The sequence below is a fragment of the Bacillus cereus group sp. Sample62 genome, assembly GCF_036851315.1.
Taxonomy (GTDB): domain Bacteria; phylum Bacillota; class Bacilli; order Bacillales; family Bacillaceae_G; genus Bacillus_A; species Bacillus_A wiedmannii.
This window is the reverse complement of sequence record NZ_JAFLPK010000001.1, coordinates 1272800-1294045: the sequence shown is the minus strand read 5'-3', so window position 1 is coordinate 1294045 and position 21246 is coordinate 1272800. Positions and strand designations below refer to the sequence as shown.

The following is a 21246-nucleotide window of genomic DNA, read 5'->3' as shown; positions in this document are numbered from 1 at the left end:
GGCTAACAAATGGAGATTACCGAAGACAAAAGAAGAAAAAACACACCGTTAGGCAAATAAGGGGAGGACATTTAAAATGATCGAAATTAAAGTACCTGAGCTTGCAGAATCTATTACTGAAGGAACTATCTCACAATGGCTTATCAACGTAGGCGACAAAGTTGAGAAAGGTGGCAGCGTTGTTGAGCTTGAAACTGATAAAGTCAATGTAGAAATCATTGCAGAAGATTCAGGTATTGTATCGAAGTTACTAGGCGAACCTGGGGATACAGTTGAAGTTGGTGCAACTATCGCAATTTTAGATGCAAACGGAGCACCAGTTGCAGTAAGTACACCTGCACCGGCTGCTGAACAGCCAAAACAAGAAACAACTGAAGCACCGAAAGCTGCGGCACCAAATGCTGAGCAAACTACAGCTTTACAAGGTTTACCGAATACGAACCGTCCTATCGCATCACCAGCTGCTAGAAAAATGGCTCGTGAATTAGGTATCGACTTAAACGACGTACGTAGTACAGATCCACTTGGACGTGTGAGACCACACGATGTACAAGCTCATGCTGCCGCACCAAAAGAAGCACCAGCTGCTCCAAAAAGTCCAGCTCCTGCTCCAGTTGCAAAAACGGAATTCGAAAAACCAGTTGAGCGCGTGAAAATGTCCCGCCGCCGTCAAACAATTGCAAAACGCCTTGTAGAAGTTCAACAAACATCTGCAATGTTAACAACATTTAACGAAGTTGATATGACTGCAATCATGGAATTACGTAAAGAGCGTAAAGACGCTTTCGAGAAAAAACATGATGTACGTCTTGGCTTCATGTCATTCTTCACAAAAGCAGTTGTTGCAGCATTAAAACAATTCCCATTATTAAATGCTGAAATTCAAGGCGACGAGCTTATTATTAAAAAATTCTATGATATCGGTATTGCAGTAGCAGCTCCAGATGGATTAGTTGTTCCAGTTGTACGTGATGCTAACCAATTGAACTTCGCTGAAATTGAAAGCGAGATTCGTAATTTAGGTCTGAAAGCACGCGATAATAAACTTTCATTAAAAGAGTTACAAGGTGGTACATTCACAATTACAAACGGTGGTGTATTCGGTTCTCTAATGTCAACACCAATCCTAAATAGCCCACAAGTAGGTATTCTAGGAATGCATAAAATCCAAGTACGTCCAGTTGCGATTGATAACGAGCGTATGGAAAACCGTCCGATGATGTACCTTGCACTATCTTACGATCACCGTATTGTTGATGGTAAAGAAGCAGTTAGCTTCCTTGTTGCAGTTAAAGATATGCTTGAAGATCCAAAATCATTATTATTAGAAGGTTGATAGATTAATAATCTATCACAGGCTGTAGAATGAATTATTCTACAGCCTTTTTTTATTGCGTTCATACGGGACAAATTTCATAACATAAGCTAATAATGTATGCCTAAAACGTAAGGAGGATTAAAATGAATAACCTTCCAATTGATGCAAAACTTAAAGTAAATAAGGATACTTTTTTCCTCCCCGACTCAAACGGGGGTGTCTATTTTCGAAATAATGCCAGTTCATTTCGTATGGACGGTGATGGAATTTACAACTGGATTGAAAAATTAATGCCAATGTTTAACGGGAATTATTCTTTAGCAGAAATAACCGATGGTCTCCCTCTCCCCTATCAAAATCGTGTATTTGAAATTGGAGAGATTTTATATGAAAATGGTTTCGTTCGGGATGTAAGTCAAGATGCACCTCATGCATTAAATAGCGCATTACTTGATAGATACGCTTCACAAATTGAATTTTTAGAAGCTGATTCTCATTCAGGCGCTCTAAAATTCGAAACGTATCGCGCGGCAAACGTCCTTATAATTGGTTCTGGAGATATGCTTACTTCCTTAGTTTCTTCTTTATTAGAATCAGGATTACCTACCTTTCATTACCTTGTTACAGATTATGAGGAAACAAATTACGATCGCATTCATGAGCTAGTAGAGCTTGCACATGAAGTTGATGATCATGTCCTTGTTCAGGAAATAGATACGACAATTGATCTTCCCCTTCATGAAGTGTTCGAGCCTTTCGACTGGATTTTGTATGTTTCTCAAAATGGAGATATTGAAGGCCTAAGAGCAGTTCACACGATTTGTAGAGAAATAGGAAAGAACTTCATACCTGCCGTCTGTTTATCAGCACTTGGTATAGCGGGCCCTATCGTAATAGCTAATCATGAAGAATGCTGGGAATCCGCATGGCATCGGCTACATGAAACAACTTTACAAAATGAACATTCATCAGCATCATTTTCACCACTTCCATCTGCAATGTTAGCAAATATAATCGTATTTGAATTACTTAAGCATGTCGCTGATGATTCTTACCGAGAAAAAGAACCACAATTCTTTTTATTAAATTACGAAACACTCGAAGGAGCATGGCATCCTTTTATAAAACATCCTCTCGCAACTGATGAAAGTTTTACAATTGATACGATAGAAAATCTTCCTGAACAACTTGAGCATCGGTCCAACCAACATACCTCAACTGATTTATTCCGCTTTTTCGACTCATTAACTTCTAAAGAAGCTGGTTTATTCCATGTATGGGATGAACAAGATTCATATCAATTACCGTTATCACAATGCCATATTCAAGTAGCTACTCCACTATCAGATGGTCCTGCTTCCCTCCTGCCCCTTATGACTTGTGGTGGTTTAACTCATAATGAAGCGCGCCGAGAAGCTGGTTTAACAGGAATTGAAACATACGTAGCGGAAATTATGCATCGCCTTATTCCTGAACATAATGATATCGGTATTGGCGCTGGAGAAACGATGACAGAAGGTGTATACCGGGCGCTACAACAACATTTAAATAATAAATTGTATGAGCGGCAGTCACATATGCTAGAAGAAATTACGACGATTGATTTAACTGAAATTCATGATAAACATTGTAGATTTTATTACGATGCTCTCTCTACAATTCATGAAACACCTAAAATAGCAGTAAGTGAAGAGATTCTCAGCTTTCCTGTCGTTTGGATCGGTATAAATGATCGCTGGTACGGTGCATCTAATATTAATATGACGTTAGCCTTACGAAACGCACTACAACTATCACTTCTTCATATTCAAAATGAAGAGACTCCTTACAGAGCTAATATCTTGCCTGAATCCTCTATTATTTTATATGACACGGATTCTTTTAGAGTGGAAATACAAGCGGAAGAAGAAATTCCAAGCACGCAATCTGTACAGCTTGCCTTGCAACATTTAGAAGAACATAATTTTTATCCATTCGTGTTTGATTTAGCCATTGAATCATTTTTGAAAGAAAACTTAGATGGTGTGTACGGTGTATTAATTGCAAAGGAGGACAGTCTATGACTCAAAATATATTGCTTATAGGAGATGGCTTACTTGCAAACTATGTACATGATCAACTATGCAAACAATATTCTATCATTCGCCAACATAACCTTACAGAAGAACTCCCTGAAAATATTCATCTCGCTCTCGTATTACATGATGGCTCTCCTTCTACTATTCATCATGATGCCGAGCTAATGTTTCGGTCGAATCATATTCCATGGCTACGTGCATTCACTTCATTTGGTGAAGGTATTATCGGTCCTTACATTCATCCTCTTGCAACTGGCTGTTCCAACTGCTCTGATGGACGCCGGTTTATCGCTGGCTTTGATCAACAAGAAATGTGGGAACTACAGCGGAAATATGCGTTAAAGGCAGATAATGTAACAAGGCGTGATGTACGTGCCACCCAAAATGGCATGTTACAAATGTGCCATCTTATTCGTGCAGAAACAGAGAAAATATTAACTCATAACCATTCTTCTTTAGAAAATGAACTCATTTTACTAAACTTACAAACACTGCAATGTACGCGGCATTCTTTTCTTCCCGATCCACTCTGCCCTGTATGTAGCAATTTGCCTGATGATACGGCAGATGCAGCAGCGATTTCGTTACAACCGAGCTTAAAAACAAGCGAAGCAGCATATCGCTGTCGTTCCATTCATGAACTAAACACATTTTTAACGAGAGATTATTTAGATTATCGGGTCGGTATGTTAAACGGAAAAATGCAGCACTCTTTATTACCATTTGCTGACGTTATTATAAACATGCCATTAATGTTTGGAAATGAGGGTGTTGCAGGCCGAACTCATTCATTTGCAATAAGTGAAGCAACTGCTATTTTAGAAGGTTTAGAACGATATTGTGGTATGTCACCTCGAGGAAAAAAGACAAATGTACACGGCAGTTTTCGTGAGTTAGAGGATCATGCACTTAATCCACTCTCGCTCGGTGTACATACAAATGAACATTATAATCGTAATAGTTTTCCGTTTAAGCCGTTTGATCCTGACTATGAACAAAACTGGGTATGGGGCTACTCTTTATTACAAAACCGGCCACTTTTAGTTCCTGAATCAATTGCTTATTATAGCCTCGGTCATCGAGATGCTTTCGTGTATGAAACATCAAATGGATGTGCAATTGGTGGTAGTTTAGAAGAAGCCATTTTTCACGGCATTTTAGAAATTGTAGAGCGTGACGCCTTTTTGCTCACTTGGTATGCCGAATTACCTCTCCCCCGCCTTGATTTTAGTTCAGCAAATGATACGGAATTACAATTAATGATTCAGCGGCTGTACACGATTACTGGGTATGAGTTACATGCTTTTAACGCAACGATGGAACACGGTATCCCAAGCTTATGGGTAATTGCGAAAAATACGCGTGAAAATGGAATGAACGTTGTTTGTGCGGGAGGCTCTCATTTAGACCCTGTCCGCGCTTTAAAGAGTGCCATCCATGAAATAGCAGGCATGTTACTAATAGCAGACGATGAACTCGAACAAAAAAGAGAGCATTACGAAAACTGCTTACACGATCCTTATCTCGTTAATAAAATGGAAGACCATAGTATGCTGTACGGATTGAAAGAAGCAGAAGAACGGCTTCACTTCCTTTTACGTGACGATGCCCCTGTGCAATCGTTCCAAGAAATGAATGCATTACAATCAGTTGATCTAGATTTAACATCCGATCTTCATCAACTTTTAAACCGTCTGCAGCAATCTGGACTTGAAGTAATCGTTGTAGATCAAACAGTACCCCTTATAGAAAAAAACGGATTACATTGTGTAAAAGTCATTATTCCAGGCATGCTCCCGATGACGTTCGGTCACCATCTTACTCGGGTTACAGGACTAGATAGAGTATATACAGTACCGATGACACTTGGATATAGCGCTGAGCCTTTAACGAATGAACAATTAAATCCACATCCGCATCCGTTTCCATAGTAAAGGAGGGGATTCTATGCAGCTAGATACTTTTTTACATCATCTCCATTTTTCTATCGATGAAATTATGCCGAATCATGAAGTGGACTGGGAAGATGCACCACTTCCTTATAAATTATATCGAAATGTACCTGTCATCCCTCTCCCTTTAGAAATACCATTATCTTTACCTAACTCTTCTACTACACAAACTTTGAAGGAAATTGGTCATTACCTTTGGTACTCATTCGGTTTAACTCAGTTATGTCAGCTAAATAGCGAGAAAATTTTATTCCGAAGATCTATCCCTTCAGGCGGCGCTTTATATCCAAATGAATTGTATATATATTTAAAGATTGACGATTATCCAGACGGCATTTACCATTACGATGCCGCGCATCACCGGCTTGTTTTACTTCGTGAAGGAAATTTCGATTCTTATCTTTCGGAAGCACTTGGCAATCGTTGTAACATACAGTCTTGTTTTGGTGCTGCATTCGTATCTACTATGTTTTGGAAAAACTTCTTTAAATACAATAACTTTTCATACCGACTTCAAGGATTAGATAGCGGTGTTCTCATCGGACAATTACTTGCATGTGCCAAACAATTCGGTTACACAAATGGCGTATATTTTCAGTTTCTAGACCGTGCAATCAATCATTTACTCGGACTGTCAGAAAGCGAAGAAAGTGTGTATGCTGTTATTCCTTTAAGTACAGAATCGCAAACTAATTGGTTTCACAATGATTACCGTGAAAATAAAACAGTTACTTCTCATGAGTTGTTACAGCAAATTCCGCCGTTAGCACACGAATATTTCGTTCGATCAAAGCAAGTATATAAACATCCTATGATAACAAAAATAAATGAAGCTTCTATGATCGAATCGACAGCACACTTCCACACACTACATCATGAAGAGCACTATCAACATCATGCGCACGCTGTACAGTTGCCGCAAGTAGAACGGTTATCGTATGATTTCTTACAACTTTGTAAAGAACGGTATTCCCCTGATGCTGACTTTACTTTCACGAAATGGGATGCAGCCGAGCTCGCTACTTTACTACAAGAAGCGAGCCTCTCCTTCCCTTATTACAACGACCTTGATGGTCAGTATGTAAATGAAAATGCGCGCGTTTCCTTATATGGATGTTTTTATAACGTAAAAAATATAGAAAACGGTGCTTACGCTTATAACAGTAAAACGCATTCCATACAACCACTTCGATATGGAGACCTTCGTTATCCCCTTCAATCTAGTATGACGATGGATAACGTGAATCTTTTTCAAGTACCGCTTTGCCTACATGTAGTCGGAAAGAAAGATTACTATACACGTGCATTAGGCTATAGAGGGTACCGTATTCACCAAATGGAAGCTGGCATACTCGTCCATAAACTCGTTTTCGCCGCAACCGCGATGGGGATGGGCGGTCATCCATTACTAAGTTTTGATACAAATTCATGTGATCAGTTATACGGGATAGATACTGGAAATGAAACGTCTCTCATTCAAATTCCTGTTGGGGCGTATCGAGCACGGAATTGGTTAAAAGGGGATTTGCGTAATTAGAAGCACGCCGGTGGACGGCGTGCTTTTTTACTAGATTAACTTAAAGATACTCTTAATTTGTCTTGCAAATAACCAGTTTTTCGTACCGTAGTTATCATTTAAACTATCTAAATTAATAGATTGTCCATTAGCAAACTTTAATTCTAACGTTGTATTTTTGTCATTTGTTTTTAAGTTGCTATGTGTAATTGCTTCATACTTTAATTTTTCGATTTCAACATATTCTTCTTTTTCTTGTCCAATCACGACATGATCTTGGAAGAAGAACAATACTTCTACTTTCTTACCGAAACAAAATACATTTTTCGTATAAATTAATGTCGCATTATCAAGTCCGACGCATACTTCTTTCATCTCTTCCACAACGTTTCCAAAGTCTTCTTCTTGTCTTGCGTTTGATTCAGCAATCCATTCTTCGATTGTTTTCATGTTAATTGCCATACTGTGCCCCCTGGTTCGTTCATTGCTTTATTTAAAAATAAATACTATATGAAAATATAAGCGATAAGCACTATGTTTTCAAGGGCGAACGGTATATTCAAAATAAAGTTAAATTTCAAAGTAATCTACTAGAGGCACCGATTTCATTATATTTTAAACGTTTGAACGAGACATTCTTCATCATCGATTAACTGTGTTTTCTCATCAAATTCGATGGTTAGCTCCCTATATACTTTCTTCCAAAAAGAAACTGCTGGTATATTTTTCACAAGTTCGATAACGAAATATTGTCCTCTTTTCTCCTTTAATAAATTCTCAATAACTTGTTTACCGATTCCTTTTCCTTTGTACTGATTCAATATGAAAATGTCATTTATGCTAAAGTCATTTTCTTTTTTCAAGTATGGACGTTCCAGTAGCAATAAAAACCCTACAATATCATTGTCACTTTTAATAAAATACGGAGTGATTCCATCATTTACCCAAAACATATGCAAATCTTCGTATTCAAAAAATCCGTCCGCTCCAATAGTTATGTTAGCAGTGAATTTAGAGAGGTCATGAAGATATAGTGCGTACAAATTACGTAATATTTCTTTTTCTGATTCTGGAACTGCTTGAAGTGTTACAAACATTTTTAATAATCCCCTTCCCTATATGCAACTATTTCCCAATCCTCTTCATTCGACAAAAATGACGATTCCCCTTTAACGAAAAAATAGCACTTAAAAAGTGCTATTCCGCTCGTCTTGCCGCTTGCTGAATTGGATCCCAAACGCTGTTATATGGTGGTGCGTAACTTAAATCGACATCTTCTAAATCGTGAATGCTCATTTTATTGAAAAGTGCCATTGCGATTACATCAATACGTTTATCTACGCCTTCTTCTCCAATTACTTGTCCGCCTAATAATTGTTTTGTGTCCGAGCGATATAGTAATTTTAAGTGAAGTGGCTTAGCACTTGGATAATAACCGGCCATATTTGTTGAATCTACATTAACCGTCTTATATGGGATATTTAGCCCTTTTGCTTCTTTTTCATTTAAGCCTGTTCTTGCGAGCGTCAAATCCATAAATTTAATAATACCTGTACCTAACGTACCTTTAAAGGCTCTTCGTTTATCAAGCATATTCAGTCCAGCGAGTCGGCCTTGTTTATTAGCAGTCGTTCCGAGCGGGATATGATCATGAATTTCCTTTATAACGTGGTAATGTGTGGCACAATCACCAGCTGCATATACGTCCTGCACATTCGTTTGCATATATGCATTTACTTCGATTGCCCCTTTATAATTTGTGCGTATATTTGTTCCTTCAAGAAAATCAGTATTCGGCTTCACTCCAACTGATACTAAAACAAGATCTGCTTTATACGTTCCTTTATCCGTTTCAATTTGTTCCACTCTTTCATTTCCTTTAAATGCTTTTACATTTTCATTCGTTAAAATTTCAATATTATGTTTACCTGCTTCTTTATGTATATGTTCAGCCATATCTGCATCATAAATCGTACCGATATGATCATTTCGCTCAATCATTCTTACTTTCTTACCAAGTTCGACGAATGTTTCTGCCATCTCAAGTCCAATTGCACCACCACCAATAATGGTTACATCTTCAACTTTATTCGTCTCTAACGTTTTTAATATGCGCTCAGCATCCGGAATTGTTTTTAAAAGATGAACGCCTTGTAACTCTCGTCCTTCCCATTCCGGCATAACAGGGCGTACGCCAGTTGCAACTAGTAAACGGTCATATGGAAATTGAAAAATATCTTTCGTCTCTGTATGCTCTGCGTACACCATTTTCTTTTCCGTATCAACTTTCGTTACTTCATGACGCACTTTCGCATCAATTCCGTATTTATCACGAAACGTCTTTACATTGCGCGCGATTAATTTTTCCGTTGAAGCGATAGCACCACTAATGACATATGGTAATCCACACTGAGCGTACGAATAAATTTCACCTTTTTCTAACGTCACAACATTTGCATTTTCATCGTTTCTAACAATTTGCATAGCTGCACTCATACCAGCTGCATCTCCGCCAATAATGACATAGTTCACTTTACCACTCCTTCTTTTTTGCATACTCTTTACGTTTTCCATATTTTACAGAAATAACACCTACTTCCATTGTAAAGAAAGAGAATTTCAACTTCAAATTTGGTGCACAAACCTATGCCTTAATAGGTAAGTGTCGTGTCTTATAAACAACATGTTTAATATGCTATAACAGTAACTATTGAAAGTAGGTGAAACATACATGTGCGCCGGCCTTCTCGCTCAAACTCCAGAGGAACCGAAAGAACCAAAACCCGCCTTGTCGCTTGATCAAGAATTTTCTATTAACGCAACCATTTATAGTGCTCGTGCTTGGTTATCTAATGATGAAACTTTCCCACAAACGATTTGGAAAGGCTCTCACTTCGCTTCAGCATCACACGCTGGCAAGTCCATCTTACCAATCGGTACTGTAAAAATTTTGAACTTATCCGATGATACAATAACAGTTACTGCATCATCAGAATCAGATGATACTCTCAAAATAGTCGTACCCCCTCATTCTGAAGGTGTGTTAACATCTAGCGCATTATCTGATGTGCAAGCAAGTACATCAGGAGGAGCAAGTAAAGTCACATTCCTCTTTCATATCTTTTTCTCAAGGGATCCTGGTTCAGATAAAAAACCATAAAAAAGGTACAGTTATGCACTGTACCTTTTTTCACGTGTTCTATTCTCTTGATTTGATGAGTTCAACATTATAAGATTCAATCTTCAAACTGCGTCCACACTTTGTACATACATTCATCCATTCAACCACCTTTTCTTTAGAGGCCAGTTAATCCCTGTGTAAAGGTTTGAATTATCGTGTTTATGTAAGACCAAAACACGATAAACGTTGCAATTCCGATGAAAACATTTGCGATAAAAAGAGTATAGACAAGATCTAATCCACCGTTATCTAGTTTTACTGTAGCTACAATTATACTAATTCCCATATACGTTGTAGCCAGCCCTAATAAGATTGGCAAGAAGAAGATTAATAAAAAACTAAATAGAAAAGAAAGCACTAATATAGCGATAGCCGGAGTTGCTATCGTTCCCCATATTCCAAATACTTCAAGAAACGAAAAAGAAGATTTCATCATCTTACCACTTACAAAAATAATAAATCCGACAAATAAAGTTAAAATTAGTAAAAATAAAAAGACCGTTACAGAGTCCAAAAAGAGTGTAGGAGTAGTTATATCTGGTGCAAATATTTTCGTAACAGCTGCTGCAGCACTCATCATTCTATAAAAAATACATGCACCTAAAAAACAAATAAGAACAAGACTTACAATTCCATGTCGTACTTCAACCTTACCGCTTTTCATAATCGCTGTCGGTGCTTTGAAAGCATGTTTAAAGAACTGAAAATAGCCACTCGCAAACCGCTTCGCCTGCTCTACCGTTTCATTTGGTCGAGTTTCCTTTGCTGGTGCTACGCGTGCTCGTTGCTCATCTTCTTGTGCACCACTCGCTACTGCTTCCTCCGTCAACGAGTGTCCACAATTCCCGCAAAACTTTGCCTCTGCTGTATTTTCCGTCTGACACGCCGGACATTTCATTCTCTCTTCCCTCCTTAAGCATATACCGTATAGGGTGTTACAAATTCAATATATGACTTTGGACATAAAACATGACTACAAGAAAAAGATTATGAAATCCTTCTTTCAAAAGAAAATATATGTGCTAGCAATCTTGAAAAATAATGCTATTATGAAACAGAACAAATAACATTTTTAACAGATTGGATGAAAGACAATGGAATTGGTAAACTCAATTTTTCAAATACTCCTTACAAGCGTAATCCAATTATTTTCTTTAATTGGCGTTATCATTGTAATTGGATTTCTATTAGGTTATTTAGAATCTCTCACACGCATGTATTGGTCGAGAGCTTTCGGAAGAAAAGGATTCCTTTTAACGGCGTGGATCGGTGTTCCTATTCATGAACTTGGACATGCCATTATGTGTGTACTTTTTCGTCATAAAATTGTAGCAACGCAGTTTTTCCCAACGGATACAAGTCAAGGTGCTTTAGGCTACGTACAACATCAATACAATCAAAAAAGTGTATATCAACGAATTGGGAACTTCTTCATTGGAATCGGTCCTATTATTTCTGGTATTACTGCGTTAATCCTTTTAATGCGCTATTTCGTACCAAATTCATATTTCTTATTTAATACAACTCTCGAAAAAACAATCGCTTCTACTTCTATTAATATAGAAATGGTTCAAAACATGCTCTTGTCGACGTTCGTATTATTGAAAAGCTTATTTACAATAAGTAATTTATTGAATCCTTCCTTTTGGCTATTTTTATTTATCGCTATTTGTATTTCTGCACATATCGCTTTAAGTAAACCAGATATTAAAGGATCAATAGACGGTGTGATCGTCATGTTTATCGTATTATTTTTATTCAACATAATCGCAGGACTATTTCAGTACGACAGTAACCAGCTAATTGGCAAAGTGATGAAGTATAATATGTACCTCATCGCGTTTTCTAGCGTGGCACTGCTGTTCTCTTGTATTTCTACACTTGTTAGTTTTGGGTTTTATAAAATAAGAGGAGGGCGTTCGTTTTGAACGCCCTCTTCTCATCACTTATTGTTCTTATAATCACATTGCTCAACCGGAACGCGAGCATGTCCTTCTTCATCTGTACACCATGACTGCGACTGGAAGGCAAGAAAAATACCGATCCATGATTCTTCCTTTTCAAAGTGAATAAGTATTCCTCCGTCTTGCCATATACCATTATCACCTTTCCATTTCTCTACATTCCCTTGATTCATATGAATATCGTGTATACCGTTTCCTGGCTCGAAATGAAAGTAAGAATCCGGTGTATGTTCTTCTGGTCCCCATCTTTCACCGAACGCATAAATAATTGCTTTTTCTTCTATTGCTCGTTTTATATAACGTTCTATTTTTTCATTTAAATCATTATCCACTCCTGCTTTTTCAGCAGGTAAAGGAATCATTTGTTTCGAATCAAATACATTACCTCTTACGTAGTCTAAAGCTACTTTCGGTTCATTGTTTTTTACTTCTGTAAAACCGAACGGTAATGTCGGTAAAATATGAATCGCCTCTGACCGAATATTGTCGCTCGCAAAATATAAAACTTCTGACGGATAACTTTGCGATTTTACGTTAATTGCAATACGATAATCCACTCCTGCTTCACCTTGTAAATGAACTTGATAATGAGGTGTTTTCCCTTTTCCAATCTTAGATTGTATAACTGTACCTTTTAACACGCCGTAGTTTTTTAGGGGCATACATTTCATCTCCTATTCATTTAATAGAAGCTTTTCATATTTAAAACATTATCCAATCATAAAGAAAATCCTCCTATGTTAGGAGGATTTTTAATTTCTCAACATATACCAAAAAATAACCTCTACCACTACAAGTAACACCGCACCAAAAATCATTAACGTCGTCTTCTTTAATAGTTCATTTTCACGATAAGGTATATTACATAAATACGCGCCTAGCGTAATTCGTGAAGGGCAAGCGATTGTCGCCACTGATGATGCGGTGTTTTGCAGTGTTGTGACGTATTGCCACGGAAGCGCTACGTTTTGCGCAGTTTGCATTTGTAGTTTTATAAACATCGCATTTGATCCGGCGTTACTACCTGTTAAAAAGCCACCGATTCCGCCGATAAACGGAGCAACGAAAACGAAAAATGTACCGAATGTTTCACCAGCTGTTTTTGCCAGTAATGAATGCATGCCAGATGCACCCATTAGTTCTGAAATGGCGATAAACATTGTCGTTGTAATCGCAAAAGGAATCCATTGTTTTATCGTTTGCGAGAGTGATTGTTTAATAATATGAGATGGAATGCGGAAGAAAATAATAGTAAATAAGCAAGTCATACCGAGCCAAAATCCTGGTGAATATAGTAGCTCCAGTTTATAAGAGTATGATTTTAAATCAAGGACTGCATATGATCTGAATACATCATGTAATGCTGGTACGAGGCGAGAAAGTAAAATACAAACTGTTAGGAATATATAAGGGCTAATAATTTTTATAATAGATACTTCTCTCTCCGTTGCCGCAGCATGTTCTGTCATTAAATTTTGCTCACTTTTTCCTTTTAATTTAATGATAAGAAAACCAAATGTAATTGTAACGATAGAACTTAATATACCTGCGAGTTCAACACTTACGTATGCGTTAGAAAGATAGATTCCGAGAGAAAATAATAGAAAGAAACCGGATCCTTCTTTCCACTTTTCAATAACAGCCTGCCAACCACCAACAACGTGTAAAGAAAGAATGACGAAATAAGCAAACATCGGAATGCTTAGTAGTGCCGTATTTGTACCAAGTGTTGTAAGCGGCATATTTATAAGCTGCGAACCGATAATCGTACCAGTTGCCATTGCGCCCCATGAACTAGCTAGTAAACCAATAAATGAAAGTAGTACAGCTTGAAACGGTTTATAGCCTAATGATAGAAAGATAGGTGCTGCAACCATAAAGCCAATTCCGAATCCACTTACTGATTCGATTAGCGGGCAAATACCAAAACACATAAGAAGCATTTGTAATAAACGATCGTGCGTCACTTCTTCTAAAAAACGTGCTACTTGATCGATGTACCCCATTTTGTTCATGAGGTGAAATAAAAAAATACCGAAAAACAAAACGTACCCGACAATAAAACAAATTAACCAACCTTTAATCGTTGCGTGCACAGTTTCACTTATCCCTAATTGAAACGTTGGCGAGAGTAAAACGATTCCAACAGACACAACGTAAGCAATTAAAGAGGACCGTAATGACGTTTGTTTAAATAAAAATAAACAAATGAAAATCATCATAATTGGGATAAGTGCCAACAATATGGCCATGTTATCATCTCTTTTCATTAAAAATACAATTTTTAACTATTATATAACAGATACCATGATTTTCAATTGTTTTTACAACAGATTCAAAAAAGGAGCCAAATGGCTCCTTTCACTCCCATTTTCTTTTATCCTGAAAAACGCTCTGCTGTCCGACTATTTTGTCTAACACAACAAACATAATATAAGCACATATTACTTGCAATACAACATTTCCAAATTCCATTAATTCAAATGAATAGATCCAGCGGAATAATTCATTTAATAATACAATCGAAACGATACTAAATAGTTCTATACTAATCGAAAATATACATATTTCTAAAATAGATTGCTCTTGAATGCGATTTAAGTTGGAAAAGATGAATACATATCCTAAAAATAGAGCCATCAATTCTATTTTCGTCATGCTAATGAGCCAAGCGTATAATGGTACAGTTAAAAGAAGATATAGTAGTTTCCGTCTTAGCATGCTTTCTCACCCTCTAAGTTATATGTATTTTCTGTATATTTTAACATTTATTACGCAAAACAAAAAGAAGAGACTTACGCCTCTTCTTTTTGTTTTGTTGCCTGTATTAATTCACATATTTCTTCTCGTTTTTCATTTTCTAACAGCTCAATAACTTTACTTCCAACGACAACTCCGTCACATATTGTAATCATTTCTTCTACATGTTCCTTCGTTGAAATACCGAACCCTGCCACTACCGGTAAATGCGTATGTGATTTTACTTTTTCTAAGTAACTATGAATCTCATCTTTAAAGTTTTGACGTACTCCTGTTACGCCCGCTACTGTAACGGCGTAGACAAATCCTTCTGATTCATTCGTAATTTTCTCGATTCGCTCAATTGGGCTCGTGACGGTAACAAGTGGGATTAAAGCGATATTTGCCGTGCGAAGATCCGGTGCAATAATATCTTGTTCTTCATACGGTAAGTCTGGAACGATAATACCGTCTACACCTGCTTCTATACAGTTTTCGATGAACCGTTCTTTTCCGAATGCGAGTACTGGATTTAAATATGTCATAAGCACAAACGGAATTTGCACTTCTTTCCTTACCTCTATTAATGCTTGAAAAATACCTTTTACTGTTACACCGCTATCTAGCGCTCGTTTCCCTGCTCTTTGAATCGTTGGACCGTCTGCGACTGGATCTGAAAACGGAATGCCGATTTCAACGATGCTCGCTCCTGCCTCATCTAGAAAACAAATTCTTTCTTTTAATTTTTCAAGGCCACCATCTCCGCCCATTACGTACGGAATAAATGCTTTCTTACCATTTTCAAACGCTGCTTTAATTTTTTCTACTCCCATTTTTTACACCTCTTCCATATAACGTTTTATACTCTCTACATCTTTATCCCCACGACCAGATAAACAAATGACAAGTCCTTCGTCTTTCTTCATTTGCGGTGCTAATTTTAATGCGTATGCGACAGCATGTGAGCTTTCTAACGCCGGAATAATCCCTTCTTTTTTCGTTAATAATTGAAATGCTTCTAACGCTTCTTCGTCTGTTATTGAATGATAAGAAACGCGTCCAATATCTTTTAGCAAGCTATGTTCTGGCCCAACACCTGGATAATCGAGTCCCGCTGAAATAGAATGCGCTTCTTGAATTTGTCCTTCTTCATTTTGCAGAAGGTACATCATCGATCCGTGTAAAACACCAACGCTTCCTTTCGTTAAAGTAGCTGCGTGCTTTTCTGTATGAACACCTTTCCCAGCTGCTTCTACGCCGTAAAGAGCGACTTCTTCATCGTGTACGAACGGATAAAACATGCCCATCGCATTACTACCACCACCAATACATGCAACGACTGCCTCTGGTAATTTCCCTTCTAACGCTTCATATTGTTTTTTCGTTTCTTTCCCAATTACACTTTGGAAATCACGAACAATTTGCGGGAATGGATGTGGTCCAAGAACGGATCCCATAATGTAGTGTGTATCGTGTACATGTGAAACCCAGTAGCGAAGCGCCTCGTTTACCGCATCTTTTAATGTACCGCTACCTGCCGCTACGCTTTCTACTTTCGCTCCGAGTAATTCCATTCGGAACACATTTAATTTTTGACGTCTCACATCTTCTTCTCCCATAAAGATGACGCATTCTAATCCGAGTAGGGCACATACAGTAGCTGTTGCAACTCCGTGTTGTCCTGCTCCTGTTTCAGCGACAACTTTTTTCTTGCCCATTCGTACTGCAAGAAGTGCCTGACCGATTGTATTGTTAATTTTATGAGCTCCTGTATGGTTCAAATCTTCACGTTTTAAATAAATCTTTGCACCGCCGCAATACTTCGTCATATTGTCAGCGAAATAAAGCGGTGTTTCTCTTCCGATGTATGTTTTTAAATAATGATTTAATTCCTTTTGGAACGCTTCATCTTGCATTGCTTCTTTATATGCTTCTTCTAGTTCTAATACAGATTGCATTAACGTTTCTGGAACGTATCGTCCTCCGTATATACCGTAGTGACCTTTTTCATCTGGATATGCGTAATTCATTTGGAACACTCCTTCGCTTTTATAATAAATTGTTTTATTTTCTCTACATCTTTCTTTCCTTCTGTCTCTACTCCGCTACTTACATCGACCATGTATGGCTGAATAGTTTGAATCGCTTCTTCTATATTAAGAGCGTTTAATCCACCAGCTAATATCGTTTTCTCGCGTAACTCTTTTGGCATATGTGTGAGTAGCTCCCATGAAAATGTCTTTCCATTTCCTCCGTGAAACTTTTCTTTCGGGCTATCAAACAATATATAATCCGCTTCATATGTTTGAGCGTTTTTCATATCATCCTCTGAAGTTACTCCGAGCGATTTTATAGACGGAATATTCAATCTTCTGATTTGATGATTATCTTCATCCCCATGTAGTTGCACATGCGTTAACCCGCATTCATCTGCAATTTTCTGGATCTCTTCTACTGATTCATTTACGAAAACACCGATTTTTAATACGTTTGCTGGAAGCTCCTGAATGATTTCTTTCGCTAGCCTTGGAGTAATTTTCCGCTTACTTTCTGCAAAAACAAATCCAATTGCATCAGCTCCGTATTCGCAAGCACGGTTTGCCGTTTCAACATCAGTGATACCGCAAATTTTCACTTTCATATGTTCACCTTACACTCTTCAAAAAAGGTATGAATAGAAGATGATGTCATAAGTGCTTCTCCAACTAATACACCTTTCGCTCCAGCTCGTTTGACGCGAATAATATCTTCCTTTGAATGAATCCCGCTTTCACTAATCCAAAGTAATTTCTCCTCGTTTAATCGTTTTCCAAGCTTTTCTGTTTGGCTTAAATCGACTTCGAATGTTTTTAAATTACGGTTGTTAATACCGATAACGTGCGGATTTAATTGGATTGCAATTTCTAATTCCCGTTCATCATGAACTTCAACAATTGCTTCTAATCCTTTTTCTAGTACGTAGCTGTACAGCTCTTTTAATTTTTCTTTCGTTAACGCCGCTACAATTAATAAAATAATATCTGCGCCAGCTTCATACGCTCTATCAATTTGAATCTTATCAATTATAAAATCTTTACATAAAAGCGGAATATTGCTTTCTGCTCTTGCCGTTTGTAAATCGTGAAACGCCCCTTTAAAAAATTGACCGTCTGTTAAAACAGAAACTGCTCCTGCGCCGCATTCTTCATATATTTTCACTTGTTTTCGTACATCAACATTTAAATTGATATCCCCTTTTGATGGTGATGCTCGCTTTACTTCTGCAATGACAGTAAACTGCTGTAATGCTTCTACAAGTGAATGTGTCTTTCTACTTTCTTTTAATGGTGTATACATTTCATATAATGCCGCAACTTCCTTTTTCTTTTGGTCTACAATTTTGTCTAAAATCGTCCCCACTTTAATTCACCCTTTCTAATTTTTCATGACTTGCTGCAATTAATAAGTTTAGTTTGGCTAATGCTTTTCCAGAGTCAATACTATGCACCGCTAGTGTAATTCCTTCTTCAATCGTTTCTGCTTTTCCATTTGCGAAAAGGGCTAGACCTGCATTTAATAAAACAGTATCGCGGTAGACACCCTTTTCTCCACTTAATACGCCGAGCGTAATCTTTGCATTTTCTTTCGAATCTCCGCCTCTAATCTCTTCGTTTTTCACTACTGAGAAACCATATTTCTCAGGCTCAATACTCGTTTCTACTATTTCATTATCTTTCAAAATGACAACATGATTCTCTCCTTGCAATGATGCTTCATCTAAAAATCCACTTCCGTTTACGACAAGCGCTTGTTTTCTACCTAGTTTCTGTAATACTTGCGCAACTGGTAGTAACATATCTCGTTTATAAATGCCGACGAATTGTGTTTCTAAATTCACCGGATTTGTTAAAGGGCCAATTAAGTTAAAGATCGTCGGCACGTTCAATTCTTTTCTTATTTTCATAATGCGCCTTAATGCTGGATGCATCGCTGGCGCGAATAAAAATGCGATTCCGACATGCTCTAATAAATAATCAATTTCGTTTGGCGTACTGCTAATATTTACACCGAGTTCTTCTAATAAATCTGCACTTCCTGTTTTACTAGATACAGCACGGTTACCGTGTTTTGCAACCTTGACGCCAGCTCCTGCCAGTACAAATGCCGATGTTGTACTAATATTAAACGTTTGGGCACCGTCACCACCCGTTCCGCAATTGTCCATTGCTCCTTGTATATGGTTCGAAAATGGTAATGCCTTTTCGCGAAGAGCTCGAACAAGGCCGTATATTTCTTCTGCTGTTTCACCTTTCGCTTTCAGTAAGACTAAGAAAGCTGCAATTTCACTCTCCAATATGTTTTCATTTAATAAAAGAAGCCCTGCTCTATACATTTCCTCTTCTGTTAAATGTTGTCCCTCCACTAATTTACGAAGATAGTTATTCATACTCTTTCCTCCTCCTTCACTTCTGTTAAAAAGGCACGTATTAACTTTCCACCTTCTTCTGTCGCGATTGATTCCGGATGAAACTGTAATCCGAATAGCGGATAATAATTGTGACGAACTGCCATAATTTCTCCATCGTCCATCGCTGTCGCTAGTATGTCAAAACACTCTGGCAAGCTCGTTTGCGCTGCAACAAGGGAATGGTAGCGCATCGCTGTTAGCGGCTGTGTCACGTATGAAAAGATTGACATTCCGTTATGTTTCACACGAGATGTTTTCCCATGTTTAATGCGCTCCGCTCTAACAATTTCTCCTCCAAATGCTGATATAATCGCCTGATGTCCGAGGCAAATACCTAATATGGGAACGTTCTTATAAAAATGACGAATCACTTCGATACAAATGCCAGCATCCACTGGTTTTCCTGGTCCTGGTGATAGCACAATTCCTGTTGGATTCATCCCTTCTAACTGTCCTATCGTTATTTGATCATTTCTTACGACAACAATTTCTTCCTCGCATTCACCTAACAGTTGATACAAGTTATATGTGAATGAATCGTAATTATCAATTAGTACAATCATTTCATTACCTCCAAAAGTGCTCTCGCTTTATTTAACGTTTCTTCATATTCAGCTACTGGGTCTGAATCATAAACAATTCCCGCTCCTGCCTGAACGTATGCTTTTTCATCCTTTACAACCATCGTTCGAATGGCGAGCGCCATATCAAGGTTCCCTGAAAAACTAACGTATCCAACTGCACCCGCGTATACATTTCTTTTTTCATTCTCTAACTCATTTATAATTTCCATCGCTCTAATTTTCGGAGCTCCTGACACTGTTCCTGCTGGTAGGCAATACGCTAATGCATCAAATCCACTCATTTGTTTTCGCAATGTTCCGTAAACTTCAGATACAATGTGCATAACGTGAGAATATTTTTCTACTTTCATATATTTATCTATCGTCACGGATCCAATTTCACTTACTCTGCCAATATCATTCCGCCCAAGATCTACAAGCATCATGTGCTCCGCTCGTTCTTTCTCATTTTCTAACAGTTCTTTTTCAATTTCCGCATCTTGCTCCTTTGTTTTCCCTCTCGGCCTCGTACCCGCAATTGGATTCGTCATCACCTTATCTTCTCTAACTGATAACAAGCTTTCCGGCGAAGAACCGAGTACAACATAATCTTGAAAATCGATATAGAACATATATGGTGACGGATTGGCAATTCGAAGTTTTCGGTATAACGCGAATGGATCACCGATACATTCACTTTGCAAACGCTGTGACAGTACGACTTGGAATATGTCCCCGGCTCTTATATGTTCTTTCGCCGTTTCTACCATCTCACAAAACTCTTTTTCCGTTATAGAAGAAGTGAATGATAATGTTGACCTTATTTCAGTTACTTCCGCTGCTTCTTCCTGTAGCACTTCCTCTTTGTATACTTGCAATCTTTCATATACTTCTTCATAAGAAGCTGCATCATCTTCCCTGCATACATATACAAATGATAATTTTTGGCGTACGTGGTCATACACGATAAACTCACGGTACAGTACAAGGTGTACTTCCGGAATATTCAATGGATCGTTTAAATCTGCTCCAATGTTTTCATATTGCCGGATGACGTCATAGCCAATATAACCAACTGCTCCTCCGCAAAATGGAAATGGACTGTCTACTTGTGCTGACGCGATTACTTCTTCTAACACTTGTAGTACGTTACCTTGCAGCTTTTCTGTTTGGCCGTAAATCGTTCGTTCCACTTCCGTACCAACGCTTTTTACTTCACCATATGGATTACATCCTAAGTAAGAATAGCGTCCTTTATCTTGATGAAGCTGCGAGCTTTCTAATAAAAACTTTTTCTTTCCCTTCATACGTCTATATAAAGAAATTGGCGTAATGCTATCTCCTTCTTCTTCAAAGATTACTAAAAATGCTCTTCCCTGTTCTTTTTGCTTCATAAATTCCTCTTTTGTCATCATGCCTTTCACCTCAATCTGAAAAATAAAAAAGTCCTCTACATATCGAAAATATGTAGAGGACGATAAATTTACC

Annotated in this window: 20 protein-coding genes and 1 other annotated feature (1 of these 21 running past the window's edge); of the genes, 6 read left to right on the top strand and 14 right to left on the bottom strand. The window is 37.8% G+C overall.

Features of this window, described 5'->3' with window-relative positions; genetic code table 11:
• Window positions 1-76 precede the first annotated feature (76 nt).
• The 4 genes from odhB (at window position 77) to J0835_RS06455 (ending at window position 6885) form a co-directional block, all read left to right on the top strand.
• On the top strand, window positions 77-1336 hold the full coding sequence (odhB, locus tag J0835_RS06470) for a 2-oxoglutarate dehydrogenase complex dihydrolipoyllysine-residue succinyltransferase (protein WP_087979834.1): 1260 nt from the start codon (window positions 77-79) through the stop codon (window positions 1334-1336).
• Between the two features lie 125 nt (window positions 1337-1461).
• Window positions 1462-3381 (top strand): putative thiazole-containing bacteriocin maturation protein, encoded by a 1920-nt coding sequence (locus tag J0835_RS06465; RefSeq protein WP_087979833.1) that lies wholly within the window; start codon window positions 1462-1464, stop codon window positions 3379-3381.
• On the top strand, window positions 3378-5327 hold the full coding sequence (locus J0835_RS06460; protein ID WP_087979832.1) for a TOMM precursor leader peptide-binding protein: 1950 nt from the start codon (window positions 3378-3380) through the stop codon (window positions 5325-5327). The genes J0835_RS06465 and J0835_RS06460 overlap by 4 nt, the downstream gene beginning before the upstream one ends.
• 16 nt (window positions 5328-5343) lie before the next feature.
• Window positions 5344-6885, top strand: a complete 1542-nt coding sequence (locus tag J0835_RS06455; protein WP_087979831.1) for a SagB family peptide dehydrogenase — start codon at window positions 5344-5346, stop codon at window positions 6883-6885.
• 30 nt (window positions 6886-6915) lie between these two features.
• On the opposite strand, the gene J0835_RS06450 is transcribed toward J0835_RS06455, so the two are convergent.
• From J0835_RS06450 to J0835_RS06440, 3 genes are all read right to left on the bottom strand, one after another.
• Window positions 6916-7326 (bottom strand): DUF3908 family protein, encoded by a 411-nt coding sequence (locus J0835_RS06450; protein ID WP_087979830.1) that lies wholly within the window; start codon window positions 7324-7326, stop codon window positions 6916-6918.
• Between the two features lie 146 nt (window positions 7327-7472).
• Window positions 7473-7961, bottom strand: coding sequence for a GNAT family N-acetyltransferase (locus J0835_RS06445; protein WP_087979829.1), 489 nt, complete (start codon window positions 7959-7961; stop codon window positions 7473-7475).
• A 100-nt stretch (window positions 7962-8061) separates the two neighbouring features.
• Window positions 8062-9396, bottom strand: a complete 1335-nt coding sequence (locus J0835_RS06440; RefSeq protein ID WP_087979828.1) for an FAD-dependent oxidoreductase — start codon at window positions 9394-9396, stop codon at window positions 8062-8064.
• A gap of 199 nt (window positions 9397-9595) precedes the next feature.
• Between J0835_RS06440 and J0835_RS06435 the strand changes: the two genes are divergently transcribed.
• Window positions 9596-10024 carry a hypothetical protein gene (locus tag J0835_RS06435; protein ID WP_048567043.1) on the top strand — a complete coding sequence of 143 codons (429 nt, stop codon included), beginning with the start codon at window positions 9596-9598 and terminating at the stop codon, window positions 10022-10024.
• A 136-nt stretch (window positions 10025-10160) separates the two neighbouring features.
• Here J0835_RS06435 and J0835_RS06430 read toward each other — a convergent pair whose 3' ends face one another.
• Window positions 10161-10943, bottom strand: a complete 783-nt coding sequence (locus J0835_RS06430; RefSeq protein WP_087979827.1) for a zinc ribbon domain-containing protein — start codon at window positions 10941-10943, stop codon at window positions 10161-10163.
• Window positions 10944-11139: 196 nt separating this feature from the next.
• Here J0835_RS06430 and J0835_RS06425 point away from each other — a divergent pair, with 196 nt between their 5' ends.
• Complete coding sequence (locus J0835_RS06425) at window positions 11140-11973, top strand: hypothetical protein (RefSeq protein WP_046958289.1); 834 nt, start codon at window positions 11140-11142, stop codon at window positions 11971-11973.
• A gap of 14 nt (window positions 11974-11987) precedes the next feature.
• Here J0835_RS06425 and J0835_RS06420 read toward each other — a convergent pair whose 3' ends face one another.
• The 10 genes from J0835_RS06420 to trpE form a co-directional block, all read right to left on the bottom strand.
• Window positions 11988-12671 carry a DUF2278 family protein gene (locus tag J0835_RS06420; protein ID WP_087979826.1) on the bottom strand — a complete coding sequence of 228 codons (684 nt, stop codon included), beginning with the start codon at window positions 12669-12671 and terminating at the stop codon, window positions 11988-11990.
• A 90-nt stretch (window positions 12672-12761) separates the two neighbouring features.
• A complete protein-coding gene (locus J0835_RS06415) occupies window positions 12762-14261 on the bottom strand; it encodes an L-lactate permease (protein ID WP_087979825.1) in 1500 nt (499 codons plus the stop codon).
• A gap of 109 nt (window positions 14262-14370) precedes the next feature.
• Window positions 14371-14730, bottom strand: a complete 360-nt coding sequence (locus tag J0835_RS06410; protein ID WP_087979824.1) for a DUF4029 domain-containing protein — start codon at window positions 14728-14730, stop codon at window positions 14371-14373.
• 74 nt (window positions 14731-14804) lie between these two features.
• Window positions 14805-15581, bottom strand: coding sequence for a tryptophan synthase subunit alpha (gene trpA, locus J0835_RS06405; protein WP_087979823.1), 777 nt, complete (start codon window positions 15579-15581; stop codon window positions 14805-14807).
• Window positions 15582-15584: 3 nt separating this feature from the next.
• Entirely contained in the window at window positions 15585-16778 is a 1194-nt protein-coding gene (gene trpB / locus J0835_RS06400) for a tryptophan synthase subunit beta (RefSeq protein ID WP_087979822.1), read from the bottom strand.
• Window positions 16775-17389 (bottom strand): phosphoribosylanthranilate isomerase, encoded by a 615-nt coding sequence (locus J0835_RS06395; protein WP_087979821.1) that lies wholly within the window; start codon window positions 17387-17389, stop codon window positions 16775-16777. Before J0835_RS06395 ends, trpB begins: the two co-directional genes overlap by 4 nt.
• Window positions 17386-18147 (bottom strand): indole-3-glycerol phosphate synthase TrpC, encoded by a 762-nt coding sequence (gene trpC / locus J0835_RS06390; RefSeq protein WP_087979820.1) that lies wholly within the window; start codon window positions 18145-18147, stop codon window positions 17386-17388. The genes J0835_RS06395 and trpC overlap by 4 nt, the downstream gene beginning before the upstream one ends.
• A gap of 1 nt (window position 18148) precedes the next feature.
• On the bottom strand, window positions 18149-19174 hold the full coding sequence (gene trpD / locus J0835_RS06385; protein WP_087979819.1) for an anthranilate phosphoribosyltransferase: 1026 nt from the start codon (window positions 19172-19174) through the stop codon (window positions 18149-18151).
• Window positions 19171-19758, bottom strand: coding sequence for an anthranilate synthase component II (locus tag J0835_RS06380; RefSeq protein WP_087979818.1), 588 nt, complete (start codon window positions 19756-19758; stop codon window positions 19171-19173). Before J0835_RS06380 ends, trpD begins: the two co-directional genes overlap by 4 nt.
• Window positions 19755-21173 carry an anthranilate synthase component I gene (gene trpE / locus J0835_RS06375; protein WP_140386700.1) on the bottom strand — a complete coding sequence of 473 codons (1419 nt, stop codon included), beginning with the start codon at window positions 21171-21173 and terminating at the stop codon, window positions 19755-19757. The genes J0835_RS06380 and trpE overlap by 4 nt, the downstream gene beginning before the upstream one ends.
• A gap of 52 nt (window positions 21174-21225) precedes the next feature.
• Window positions 21226-21246, bottom strand: a binding site (T-box leader) (it continues 224 nt past the right edge of the window).